The organism is Chryseobacterium sp. G0162 (assembly GCF_003815715.1).
Lineage (GTDB): Bacteria > Bacteroidota > Bacteroidia > Flavobacteriales > Weeksellaceae > Chryseobacterium.
Map to the genome: position 1 here is coordinate 3,260,626 of NZ_CP033922.1, position 13,344 is coordinate 3,273,969.

Genomic DNA, 13,344 nt, shown 5'->3' on the forward strand with positions numbered 1-13,344 from the left:
GCAAAGTTTCTAATTTTATCCCGCAATATTTTGAGAAAGCAAAGAGGGAATCAATGGAATTGATTCTTATTAAGCGAACGCATAACTATAAAGCTTAATCAGCAACAAAGCTGAACTCTCTTAGTTTTCTAAAATAAAACGTTCGAATCGCTAATTCTTGCGTGAAAAAATAAGTAAAAAAAATCACTCATATCATTGATATGAGTGACCCAAATATTTTTACAGCTTAAAACCGTATTATTTCTTAGCTCTTGTAGGAGCTTGAGAATTCTTTAGTTCCTCTTTAAGCCTTTCGTTTTCTTCTTTTAATAGAGTAATATATCCTTGCAGGTTTTCAATAACAGCCCCTGGAATATTATCATAGTTATTCTGGTTAGTGATGGCCCCTGCAGAAATAGATTTATCATTGAAAACAGGATGGTCATAATTAACAACTACTGCAGCTGTCTCATCTTCATAAATATCTTCAACTGGAACGTCTAAGAAACGGGCAAGTTTATCCCATTCATCCTGGACGATTCTTACATCACCACTTTCTTTTCTGCTGTAATTAGATACATCCGTAGCGATGTAGTCAGCTACCTGCTGCTGAGTATAGCCTTTTTGCTTTCTGATAAGACGTAATTTTTCTTTTTGCATGACCGACATTTTATACAAAAATGGCAAAAAAGCACAATGTATACAATAGAAAACTGAAAAAATACTGATGAAGTTTCACTATTGTGGGAAGATAAACCACAAAAGTTTTATGATAAAACACGTCTTTAACAAAAATTACATTGATTTTTTTGCTACAAACACTCGATTTTTTTTTTAATGCTCAGATATGAAACATTATATTCTATGTACCTATGTGGTTTCAAATCTTTTTACCACATAGATACATAGGTTATAAATGTAATTAAAATTATTCGTGCATTAGTGGCAGTCTTCAGCGTTATACAATTTTATCGTAGAAAAAATCTTTGCGCCTTAAAGTATCCTGTATGAAAAAAACTTGCGCCTTAGCGTTTTCCAACATTTAATACAAAAAAAGACTGCTTCATTCGAAACAGTCTTCAGTAAATTATTTTTCAAGTTGCTTATAGCTTCTCTGTATAAAATCAGTCAGGTCTTTTCCTTTCAGTAGGTTTTGAGAAAGTTTAGCAAGATCTAAAGCGTATTTGATTAAGCTTTGTTTCTCTTCAGCATTCTCAGTTTTTAAAATCTGATTAGAAAGTTCACTGTTGGAATTTACAACTAAGTTGTACATTTCCGGGAACCCACCCATTCCGAACATGCCACCACCACCGGTTGCCTGCATTTCTTTCATTCTTCTCATGAATTCGGGTTGAGTAATGGTAAATGGAGCATCATTGCTGTCAAGGTCTTCAAGCTGAACCGTGAATTTAGAATCCTGAATGGCTTCTTCTACATTCTTTTTCAAAGATTCTTTTTCAGTTTCATTCAGTTTTGAAATAACGGGCTCATCTTTCTTGATCAGATTGTTGATATGATCTGCATCCACTCTTGCGAATGAAATGTTTTCCTTCGTTGTTTCCAGTTTCTGGATAACGTGGGAAATGATTGGAGAATCTAATAACAGGACTTCATATCCTTTATCCTTTGCAGACTGAATATAGCTGTGCTGTTCATCCGCATTGGTTGCGTAAAGAATTACAAGCTTGTTGTCTTTATCAGTTTGAGTAGGCGTGATTTTATCAACTAACTCATTCCAAAGGAAATATTTTCCGTCTGTTGTTGGATATAATGTGAATTTATCAGCTTTTTCAGCAAATTTCTCTTCTGTAACCACTCCGTATTCGATGACTACTTTAATGTCATTCCATTTTTGTTCGTAGTCTTCACGGTTTTCATTGATTAAAGAAGCCATTTTATCAGCTACTTTTTTAGTAATGTAAGAAGAGATTTTCTTTACTGCACCATCTGCCTGAAGATAAGAACGGGATACGTTCAACGGAATATCCGGAGAATCAATTACCCCTCTTAGAAGCATTAAGAAATCCGGAACGATCCCTTTTACTTCATCCGTTACGAATACCTGATTTTGGTATAACTGGATTTTATCCTTATCAATATTTAAGTTGTTGCTTAATTTGGGGAAGAATAAAACTCCTGTAAGGTTAAATGGATAATCAACATTCAGGTGAATATGGAATAGAGGTTCTTCAAACTGCATTGGATACAATTCATGGTAGAACTTCATATAATCTTCGTTGGTCAGATCACTTGGAGCGATAGTCCATGCTGGAGTAGGATTGTTGATGATATTATCTACTTCTTCAGTTTCAGCAACCGCATCTTCCGGTGCGTCTTCCGGTAAAGGAAGTGTATGTGTTTTTGTTCCGAATTTAATAGGAACAGGCATGAATTTGTTATACTTTAATAACAATTCACGGATTTTTGCTTCTTCTAAAAACTCTACAGAATCTTCTGCAATGTGAAGAATGATTTCTGTTCCTCTATCAGTTTTATCAGTTGTTTCTTCAAGGGTGAATTCCGGGCTTCCGTCGCAGATCCATCTTACTGCGGGTTCGTCTTTATAAGATTTGGTAAGGATTTCTACTTTTTCAGCTACCATAAAAGCAGAGTAGAACCCAAGTCCGAAGTGTCCGATAATTCCTGAATCCTTTGCGGTATCTTTATATTTTTCCAAAAACTCTTCAGCTCCTGAGAATGCAACCTGGTTGATGTATTTTTCAACCTCTTCACCGGTCATACCAATACCTTGGTCTATGATACGTAACGTTTTCTGTTCTTTATCAATTTTAACTTCAAGCTTAGGATTTCCATATTCTACCTTTGCTTCACCAATACTTGTTAAATGTTTTAGTTTTAAAGTAGCATCCGTAGCATTAGAAATCAGCTCTCTTAAGAATATTTCGTGGTCACTGTAAAGAAACTTTTTAATAAGTGGGAAAATATTTTCCACCGATACATTAATATTTCCTTTCGTCATAATATTTTAGATTTTTAATTTTCAAATCTTTCTCAAAAAAAATACCACGAAGAAGAAAGTGACAGAATGACATTTTTTTGAATGATAGAAACGAGGAATGATGTGGATTTGTCAAAGAAATACGCTATTTTTAATCCTTTAAAAAAAATTAAAAATGAAGTTGAAATGTACAATTTTTATTCTGTTCATCATGGCTTGCAGTCTGTATGGGCAGAAGAAGCCTTTGGACCATTCTGTCTATGACAATTGGCAAAATATAGGTGCGAGAAAAATCTCAGATGATGGAAAATGGATTGCCTATTCTGTAGATGTTCAGGAGGGAAATCCTAACCTTTTTTTATATTCAGTTAAAAATAAAATTTCAAAGAAATTTGAGAGAGGGACAAAAGTTGATTTTACAGGTGATTCCAGATTTGCTGTTTTTCAGATCCGCCCATTGTATAAAGATATAAAAGCGGTAAAAGATAAAAAGCTTAAAAAGAATAAACTCACAAAAGACAGTCTTGCAATAATGGATGTTTTGAATGGCAAGACGGAGAAAATTCCTAATGTAAAAACATTTAAAATTCCTGAAAAAATGGGTTCTTATGTGGCCTATCTTCTGGAAGATACCAAAGATAAATCTGCAGATAAGGATGACAATGACGAAAATAAGGAGGAAGATAAAAATGCAAAACCATTGCAACTGGTAGTACGAAATCTTCTGGATGGAAAAATTACAACGTATGATAATGTAATCCGCTATGAGTTCAGTAAAAATGGTAAGCAACTCGCTTTTGTGACCAAGAAACCGGAGGAGAAAAAGGATAAAAAAGAGGAAAAGGATTCAACGGATGGAAAATCTGAAGATAAAAAAGATAAAGATACTGATAAATCAAAACCAAAGAAATACACTCTTGAAACCGTACAGATAGTAGATTTGCAAAAAGGAACGGTAACTAAAATTTCGGAAATGGAAGGTGATTTTTCACAATTATCTTTTGATGAGGTAGGAAGCCAATTGGCATTCGTAGGCACTTCTTCTGCACAAAATGATTTAGTAAAGCTGTACAATTTGTATTACTTTAATTTTAAAGGAAATAAGCAGGAGTTAATCACCAATCAAAATACCCAAATGAAAAAAGACTGGGTAATTTCTGAAAATCGTGTACCTCTATTCAGTAAAAATGGAAAGCAACTGTATTTCGGTGTTGCTCCAAGACCTATTGCAAAAGATACCGCAATGATTGCGAATGACCATGCTGTGGTGGATATCTGGAATTACAGAGATGATTATCTACAAACGGTACAGCTTAAAGAATTGAAAAATGATTTGAAAAAATCTTACGCTGCAGTAATGCAAACAGAGAAACCTGATTTCTTTAGGAATATTGATGGGGCAGATCTGGATACTTTACGATTGGTAAACGAAGGAAATGCTGATTTTGCATTGGGAGTTACCAGCTTGAATAATCGTATTTCTTCGCAATGGGAAGGTTCAACAAAGAAAACCTATTTTGTGATTGATAACAAAACAGGAGAAAGAACAGAAATCATTAAAAACTTAGATGGTTCGGTTGCTGTCTCTCCATTGGGGAAATTCGTTGTAATTTTTGATAGTGAAAAAGGAAAATGGTTGAGCTATAATGTTAAAACAAAACAAACGTTGCCTCTTACTAGTGGATTGCCGGTTTCTTTTGTGGATGAAGAGTTTGATATGCCGGATTTTCCAAACGCTTACGGAATTGCTTCCTGGACGGATAATGATGAGTCTGTCATTATCAGAGACCGCTATGACCTTTGGGAATTTTTCCTGAACGGCTCAAAGAAACCAAGAAATATTACGAATGGATTTGGACGTAAAAATAAAGTAACATTTGATACTTACGATTTAGATAAAGATATTAAGAGTCTAAACCGAAAATCTTCTATCTATTTGTCTGCATTTGATAATACAACTAAAGCAAACGGGATTTTTAAAACTTCTATCCAGTCAAATACAGATCCTGTAAAAATTCAAATGGAAGAGGTATGGGGATATCGTAGTCTTCAAAAAGCAAAAAATGCAGAAGAATATATTGTAGTAAAAGAATCCTATACAGATTCACCGAATATTTTTACAACATCAGATTTCTCAAAACAACAAAAAATAAGCGACACCAATCCGCAACAAAACCTTTATAATTGGGGAACGGACGAGTTGGTACATTGGACAACACCAAAAGGAAACACGTCTACAGGAGTTTTATACAAGCCGGAAGATTTCAATCCGAACAAAAAATATCCTATGATTGTCTATTTTTATGAAAAACTTTCTGATAATCTGAACCGTTATGTGGCTCCTTCACCAACCCCTTCAAGATTAAATATTTCTTATTTTGTGAGCAACGGATATTTGGTTTTTACACCTGATATTTCTTACACAGACGGACTTCCCGGAGAATCAGCAATGGAATATATTAATTCCGGAGTTGAAAAACTGAAGCAAAACGCTTGGGTAGATGGTACTAAAATAGGAATTCAGGGACAAAGCTGGGGCGGTTATCAGGTAGCTTATCTTATTGCGCATACTGATATGTATGCCGCTGCCTGGAGCGGTGCTCCTGTAGTCAATATGACTTCTGCCTATGGAGGGATCCGATGGGGTTCAGGAATGAACAGACAGTTTCAATATGAAAAATCGCAAAGCAGACTTGGAAAGAATCTATGGGAAGCACCGGATCTTTATATTAAAAATTCACCGCTTTTTGCTATTGATAAAGTAAAAACTCCGGTAGCTATTATGAGTAACGATCAGGATGGTGCAGTGCCATGGTATCAGGGAATCGAAATGTTTACAGCATTACGCCGTCTCGGAAAACCGGCATGGCTTCTGAATTATAATGGTGACGATCATAACCTTATCAAACGCCAGAACAGAAAAGATATTCAAATTCGAGAACAGCAGTTTTTTGATTATTATCTTAAAGGAGCTAAAGCTCCGGTCTGGATGACTAAAGGAATTCCGGCGACCCAAAAAGGAAAAGATTGGGGATTTGAGTTAACAGATGATAAACCTAATTAAAATAAACTCGGCGGAGCCAAAGGCTCCGCCGAGTTTATTTTAATCCTATTTTGAGAATATCATAACAAATAATAAACTGACACAATGGCATTTTTTTTATGATGGGCCTATTGCGAGCTTTTATTATATTTACCGCCAATTTTAACAACAATATGGGAATCTTTGATTTTTTTAAGAAGAAAGACAACAGACAGGAAAATGTCAGTGCTCCGGTTCAGCAGCAAGAAATGCCAGAGGAGAAAATAGTAGAAGAGAAAATAGAGGAAGTGGTAGAGGTAATACAGGATCCAGTATTGGAAACGCCAGTACCACCACAACCTATGGAAGAGAAAAAGGTGAATGAATTATATGAAAAGATCAAGATTTATAGTGATTATATCGTGTATTCTATTGCCCTTCAATTAAGAGGAGATTTTGCTCCAATTTCAGCGTTTGAAAAAGAAGATGGTCAAGTAGAAGGATTTGCTTATATGATTACAGATCCTACTTATGGGCTTTCACCACAAGTCGTGCTTAGCAACATGAAGGAAAAGTTTGAAAACGAGTTGAAAGAAGGGAAAATCAAGTCGTATGCTATTCTTTATCATTCTCAGTTCAATAATGATGGTAACCATGCATTGGCAGTAAACCCGGAAGATCTTAAAGCGATTACAGTTTCTTACCATTTTAATGATGGTGAACAAAATAATATTGCATTGCCTTATGCTTTCGAGAATGAAAATGTTACTTTCAAAGGCTTTGCTGAATTCTCTCATGAAGAAAACAATGAGATCATGAATAACCAGCTGGTAGACGGTAAAGATTATTTTACAAACAGAGAAGAGATCAAAAGCCCGGAAAGTACAAATGAGGCTGGAATTATCATGAAGAAATCAAATGTTCATTCTCTTGCGAATATGTGGGGTGGGATTTTTGGTTTTCAAAATTTCCAGACTCAAGAAAAATATTCTCAATATTTGATGGAAACGATGGCTTTGTGCAGAGTAGATGAAATACCTGCGGAAGAAAAGGCTAAGCATACAGAATTTGCAGATATAAGATTCAAAACGATTATCTCTGAAGATTTTAATACCATTTATCCGGAAGTAAAAACCAATTTCTCTCTTGATTTCGAGACTAAAGAAATTCGTGAATGGGAAAATGTAGATAATAATGAAGCTATCGTAGGAGGTCTTGGAAGAGATACTTTCGGACTTTGGTTTTTCCCTACGGATTATTCAGAAAATAAAACTCAATATCAGACACAGAATAAGTTAAATATTAATTTGAGTGGAATTATTTTCGTGCTAGATCTCCATCAAAGTTTTGATTTACCGGATGGTACGAAGACTGATGAAGAATTTACCGCTTATAAACCAAGCCAGGATCTTCCTGATTATGGATGTATTGACTTTATTGGTAAAGTACTGGATATTAAAGAGAGTGAATTGCTGCCGGATGGAAGTGTAAAAGGATTTATTCTGAAACTAAGACTGATTACCAATACAGAAGTGGAAGACTTCTTCACAGTTGATGCTTTTGTAAGTAAAGAAAATATGAGATTTGCTGCCCTTAGGCTAGGAATGCAGGTTGCAGGAGCTATGCAGTTACAGGGTAAGATTGCAGAATAAAATAAGATAATATCTATATAAAATAAAAACGGTCTGAACATTCAGACCGTTTTTTATGTATTATTTGTTTTTCAACTCCTCTTTGATCTTGTTTTCCAATTCCTCGGCAAGTTCAGGATTATCTTTTAAAACATCTTTTACAGCATCACGCCCTTGGCCTAATTTAGACTCTTCGTAGCTGAACCAAGAACCGCTTTTCTTCACAATTCCCATATCAACCGCTGTATCAAGAATTTCTCCTACTTTAGAAACTCCTTCTCCATACATAATGTCGAATTCTGCCTGTTTGAAAGGTGGAGCAACTTTGTTTTTCACAATCTTAACTTTCACACGGCTTCCGATGGCTTCATCACCTTGCTTGATTGGTGCACTTGCTTTTCTGATGTCAATTCTTACAGAAGCATAGAATTTAAGAGCATTACCACCGGTAGTTGTTTCAGGGTTACCGAACATTACACCGATTTTTTCTCTTAACTGGTTGATGAAAATTACAGTACACTTCGTTCTTGAAATGGTAGCCGTTAATTTTCTTAATGCCTGAGACATCAATCTTGCATGAAGACCCATTTTAGAATCTCCCATTTCCCCTTCAATCTCCGCTTTTGGAGTAAGCGCTGCAACAGAGTCAATAACAACAATATCAATTGCTCCTGAACGGATCAGATTATCAGCAATTTCTAAAGCCTGTTCTCCGTTATCTGGCTGAGAAATGATAAGGTTTTCTAAATCAATTCCTAATTTCGCAGCATAAGTTCTGTCGAAGGCGTGCTCAGCATCAATAAATGCGGCAATACCACCAGCTTTTTGAGCTTCAGCAATAGCGTGAAGTGTTAATGTTGTTTTACCTGAAGATTCAGGTCCATATATTTCAATGATTCTTCCTTTTGGATATCCTCCTATACCTAATGCGATATCTAATCCTAAAGATCCGGAAGGAATTACTTCTATGGTATTGTCTATAGAATCATCACCTAAAGTCATTACCGTTCCCTTTCCGTATGTTTTATCTAGCTTGTCAAGCACCAATGCGAGTGCTTTTTTCTTATCATCAATGTTACTCATCTCTATTAAAATAATTTCTCAAAAATACATAATTTATAGATCAAAAACTAATATTATTTATCCCTGAAACCGGTTTTTAGAGTTAAAAAATGATAAAATTTTAAGACTGATGTTATTCATAACGAAGGAGATGCAAAATGTGGTATGGAGATATTGAAAAAATAAAGAAAGTTAGGGTTGGAAGCAGGAAACAGGAGGCTGGAAGTTAATATTGACCGGATAATTTCTAAGAGTTATAGTCTTTATAACCTATTGAGTTAGCCTATTTTTTAATGATTATATTACTTTTATATTGATGGGTTCAACCAGAAATTCATCCGTCTGATATAAAAAATGCTTATCTTAAAACATTATTTTTAAGATCATTCTTATGGACAGAAAATTAAAATTATTCCTGATTAAATCTTTTGCTGTATTAGCTGTCATCCACCTGGCTTACTTTATTTACGGATATGTAAAATTTGAGGGCCTTAAGGGAATTTATATTTATACAGAATTTTACAGGTTCAAATTTTATGATGACGTTTCCATTTCTCACGTTTTCATATCAGGTCTTTTTCTGTTTTTCTTTGTTATTTTTCTCCTTAGGAATCATTCCCAAAAGAAATATGATCTATCAAAAAAATTGGGAATAGGTATTGTGCTTTTATTGATATCCTTTTTGTCCCTGACTTTTTTCATCAGTTACAGTTTCGGATTAAATGCAAAACTTCGAACTGAATTGCCTGAAAAGGACCTTAATAAAGATAAAACGCTGCTGAATGTCTTACAGCCTTTTCTATATAACTATACTTCCTACAGTTCAGAGAAACTGTTTAACGCCGAAAATATTTTATATCCCAAACCTTATCCTGTGATAGAACAGAGAGATACCCTGTATTATTATCCGGACAATAAGGATTATTATTCAATAGAATCAACTTATTACAGTATTGATACATTAACTGTGCTAAGTACCGATCACAAAAAAATAAGCGATAAAGCAAGATCAGTACTCGACATTCTTGGACTTGATACCAGTGAGATGGAAAAAAGGATTATTTCTAAAAAGAATATAGGGGATAGTACTCAAATTATATTTAAAGGAACAGTAGTACATCCCGATTACGATGATAAAATGTGTATTTTTCTTAAAAATAATATTTTGTTCTCTCCATTGCATAACATTCCTGAACAGAAACAAAAGTATCAAAATGCGACAAAAAGATACAATTTGCTTTACAAATATAGCCAGGATTCACTGCTTGCCTCATTTCAGAAACTGGATGTCCTTTTAAAAAAATATAATATAGAAACGAAGATCGTTCCGAAAGATCTGACTAAAGATGTTTTTTATTACAGAGATCATCAGCAGGAACCTCTTAATGCAATACGAAATACTTACGAAAGAGGCCAGTTAAAAGAAAAATTTGCAATCCTTGATCGTCTGTTTTACAAACCGAACTATCTACACCCTTCTATTGTGGGATTTTTCATTAGTGCAGTCTTTGGTGTCTGGTTTATTTTGTTTTTATTGTACCTGATCTGGAATTTCAGAAACAGAAAACTTTCTTCGGATAGTGTTAAGGAAGATGAACAAATGTAATTTTCCCCTTTTCGTTTCCTTAAAAGGCTGAGTTTAATGAAAATTTGAGTTCTTAGTAATGTTCAGATAATCTTTCAATACCTTCATCTGATCTTTATTTCCTCTTTTTATCCTTGAATCTCTGCTCACAAGACGATCATAAATTCTGTTGAAAAGTATTTTTGATTTTGGAAACAACATTCTGTTGGAAACTTCAGGGATTTGTAGTCTTTTGCAGACTTCATCATCCAGCAGAAACCAGGTGCAACAGACGTGAAGGTATCTCAGATTTTTTCTTTGGAATTCAAATTTTAAAATCGGATTTTCCAACGATTCATCTAATAGAGAATGAGCCAAGAGAACAGAATCTTTATCTGACGGTGGCTGCACGGAAGTCCATAAATGAAAATATTCTGTAGCCTGTTTTTTATCATCAGGAAGAAGCTGCTCCGGGATTCCAAGAAGATATCCTACATATTTCCACAGGTGAAAAATGCCCTGCTCTTCTTCAATGGAAAATGTATTTCCTAATTTTTGAAGACTGTGAAGAAAAACTAAACTGAAACCAATATAGGTTGCCATCATATCCCAGGAATTGATGGGTTCACCCCAGTTTTCAGTATCCCATGCTTTATAATGTTTTTTGATAGAAAGTCTGGCATAGGAATGGATCAAGCGGGTTTTGATAGCAAATTCATAGCCTTTGGCGTGAATTTCCAATGCATGATAACGGGTAACGTTCACCCAGAAATCTAAGGTTTCAGAAAGACGTTTTACCGCTCCTTTTTTTAATGCTTCTGTAACAATAAGCGGTTTGTTGAGGTAAGCGTAATCATAGCCTCCTATCAGGCAATAGTCTCTTAAAGAAATCAATGAATCGAGGTTGCTGCGCATGCAGAGCTCAGCACCGCTTTTTAGTAAGTTATAATCCAGCCAATCTGGAATACTTTGGGTTTGAGCGAACAATTTTTTTACACTTTCGGGCACAGGATCATGTTCAGAAATTCCATTTCGGATATACCCTTCAATTTCTTTGGATGCTTCGTGGAACTTTTTAGTAAAATAAACCTCTTTTACCACATCATCTCCGGTTTCATCTACATGATAAAAGAAAGGAGCGTATTTTTCAAAATTTTTAAAGCTTACTTCAGCACCGGAAAACTCAATAAGCTGTTTTCCATTACCTTTTTCCCAAAAATTTCTAAAATGTGGAGCATCTTTAAACCGCGGTTGTATCATTGTTCATTCCTTAGGTATATAAAAGTACAAGTTTTACACCGAAATGGTATCGTGAGATTTATCAGGCTGGGAAGTAGATTCTATAAATATCCCCATTCAAAGGCCATTTTAATGAGCTCAGAACAGTTTTTGCAATTTGCTTTCCTTAAAATATTTTTTCGGTGGGTTCTTACAGTTTCTTCGGAAATATTCAATCGTTCAGAGATTTTTCCGGCAGAATAGCCTTGTGCGATATAGGTAATAATTTCAACCTCTCTTTTGGTAAAGTTGACAAGGAGAGGTTCGGTTATTTTATCATTTTTTTGCCATTGCATTTGATGAAAATCTTCACTGCCGTTGATGCCGGAGATTAAAACGGTGTAAGAATTCTGATGGGTGATATGCTCAATATTGGTATGGATATTAATAGCCTGCAAAATTCTGCCACTTTCATCCCTATAAGCATGTAAAGACTGATGATGGAAAAGTTCGTAATTTCCTTTGAAGGTCTTCATCCGAAAGCAATAGCTGAATTTCAGTTCTGAAAGTCGGTCGGAAGCATTTATTTCTATCATTTTCGCCATGCACATTCTTTCAGCTTCCATGACAAACTCCAGATCATCAGGGTGGATGAGATCTATGATTTCCTTAAGATGTATGGGATATTTACTCAATCCATGTATTTTCAGAATGTCTTCATGGTGGTTGTAGATCGTGCTGTCTGCAAAGTTGATGATGTAATGATAAAATCTTCCGGGAGCAAAGACTTCTCCGATAAGACGTTCAATGGAAGGGATCGTCATCATTGTGCTTTCGTTATGAAAGAGCTCCGGATAATTGTTCCAGACCCTTGTCAGAAGATGTGGCTTTTTAGCCTGGGGTATAAATTTTTTATCCATGGTTGATGTTTTCATAAAATTAATAAAATTTTGATAAAAAAATCCCCCTTTTGTGGTATTTCATGTAGCCTCAAAGTATTGTAGCTTTATGTGAAACTAATGACCATGGAAGCTCAATTTCTAAAGCCTCTTGTTTTACGGTTGAAGCTTTCTCTTTATCTTCTTTATTTCCAATAAAAAAACTTTAACCTGAAAAACAATTAATCATGAAAACAAAAATTATGTTGCTTCTTCTACTTGGCTGGGTGGAAATAATTTTGGGGCAGAGTTTAATAAATGAAAGTAGAATGTTGAATGGCCCCACAGATTTACATCAGTATGAAGCCTCTTCAACATCAAAAAAATCAGCATCCACTATTTCTGTTTATGGTAATTCAAAATTTACAATTGTAGGTGAAGAAGGTGAATATTATAAAATATATTTTTGGGATTGGGAAAAAGGCTCTCCCGACTATAATAAATATAATTTTAATATTACAACAGATGCGCAGAGATACTTTTTAATCGAAAAAAAATTAATTGATGTGTCCTCAGTAAAAATATATAATCGAATAGCCCCAGCTTGGGGAACATTTGTTTATCCTTTCAAATGGCGACCAAATGATGGTACTTTTGAACCAACGTTTGCATTAGCTATAGCAGGTGGTGTGAAATTTAATCCGTGGAGGACAAATAAACATGTTTTTTCGGCATTGTTTGGAGTGGGACCCTCTTCTGTAAGTTTGGATAAATATAATACTACAGTATTAGAGAAGCCTTTAGATAATAAAATATCTGTTGCCGCTGTAACATTCTCCTTGAATTTAATGTATCAATATGAATTTGTTCAATTTGGAGTTTCAGGAGGAGTTGACAATATATTTGATAGTAACATTTATGATTGGAAAAATCAAGGAAAGCCGTGGTTAACTTTTGGAGTAGGTATAAGTATTTTTAAAGATAATGAGAAAACAGCCAAACCTACATCAAATCCCTAAACTCTTTATGAA

At 34.8% G+C, this 13,344-nt stretch carries 9 protein-coding genes; 4 read left to right on the plus strand and 5 right to left on the minus strand.

The window, feature by feature from the left end; genetic code table 11:
* Positions 1 to 237: 237 nt before the first annotated feature.
* Together EG344_RS14845 and htpG are read right to left on the minus strand one after the other, a co-directional pair.
* Positions 238 to 639, minus strand: coding sequence for a helix-turn-helix transcriptional regulator (locus EG344_RS14845; RefSeq protein ID WP_123910080.1), 402 nt, complete (start codon positions 637 to 639; stop codon positions 238 to 240).
* 427 nt (positions 640 to 1,066) lie between these two features.
* Entirely contained in the window at positions 1,067 to 2,959 is a 1,893-nt protein-coding gene (htpG, locus tag EG344_RS14850) for a molecular chaperone HtpG (RefSeq protein ID WP_123910081.1), read from the minus strand.
* 154 nt (positions 2,960 to 3,113) lie between these two features.
* On the opposite strand from htpG, the gene EG344_RS14855 reads away from it, so the two are divergent.
* Both EG344_RS14855 and EG344_RS14860 read left to right on the plus strand, forming a co-directional pair.
* Complete coding sequence (locus EG344_RS14855; RefSeq protein ID WP_123910082.1) at positions 3,114 to 6,002, plus strand: alpha/beta hydrolase family protein; 2,889 nt, start codon at positions 3,114 to 3,116, stop codon at positions 6,000 to 6,002.
* 152 nt (positions 6,003 to 6,154) lie between these two features.
* Positions 6,155 to 7,612 carry a hypothetical protein gene (locus EG344_RS14860; protein WP_123910083.1) on the plus strand — a complete coding sequence of 486 codons (1,458 nt, stop codon included), beginning with the start codon at positions 6,155 to 6,157 and terminating at the stop codon, positions 7,610 to 7,612.
* 60 nt (positions 7,613 to 7,672) lie between these two features.
* Here EG344_RS14860 and recA read toward each other — a convergent pair whose 3' ends face one another.
* Positions 7,673 to 8,674 (minus strand): recombinase RecA, encoded by a 1,002-nt coding sequence (recA, locus tag EG344_RS14865; protein ID WP_123857667.1) that lies wholly within the window; start codon positions 8,672 to 8,674, stop codon positions 7,673 to 7,675.
* A 370-nt stretch (positions 8,675 to 9,044) separates the two neighbouring features.
* Between recA and EG344_RS14870 the strand changes: the two genes are divergently transcribed.
* The gene (locus EG344_RS14870; protein WP_123910084.1) at positions 9,045 to 10,259 is read left to right on the plus strand and encodes a DUF3329 domain-containing protein; all 1,215 of its coding nucleotides are present in this window, start codon (positions 9,045 to 9,047) and stop codon (positions 10,257 to 10,259) included.
* A 33-nt stretch (positions 10,260 to 10,292) separates the two neighbouring features.
* Here EG344_RS14870 and EG344_RS14875 read toward each other — a convergent pair whose 3' ends face one another.
* Together EG344_RS14875 and EG344_RS14880 are read right to left on the minus strand one after the other, a co-directional pair.
* Positions 10,293 to 11,477, minus strand: a complete 1,185-nt coding sequence (locus EG344_RS14875; RefSeq protein WP_123910085.1) for an oxygenase MpaB family protein — start codon at positions 11,475 to 11,477, stop codon at positions 10,293 to 10,295.
* An 80-nt stretch (positions 11,478 to 11,557) separates the two neighbouring features.
* Positions 11,558 to 12,370 carry a response regulator transcription factor gene (locus tag EG344_RS14880; protein WP_228412744.1) on the minus strand — a complete coding sequence of 271 codons (813 nt, stop codon included), beginning with the start codon at positions 12,368 to 12,370 and terminating at the stop codon, positions 11,558 to 11,560.
* 191 nt (positions 12,371 to 12,561) lie between these two features.
* On the opposite strand from EG344_RS14880, the gene EG344_RS14885 reads away from it, so the two are divergent.
* Positions 12,562 to 13,332 (plus strand): hypothetical protein, encoded by a 771-nt coding sequence (locus EG344_RS14885; protein WP_123910086.1) that lies wholly within the window; start codon positions 12,562 to 12,564, stop codon positions 13,330 to 13,332.
* The last annotated feature ends 12 nt before the right edge of the window (positions 13,333 to 13,344 follow it).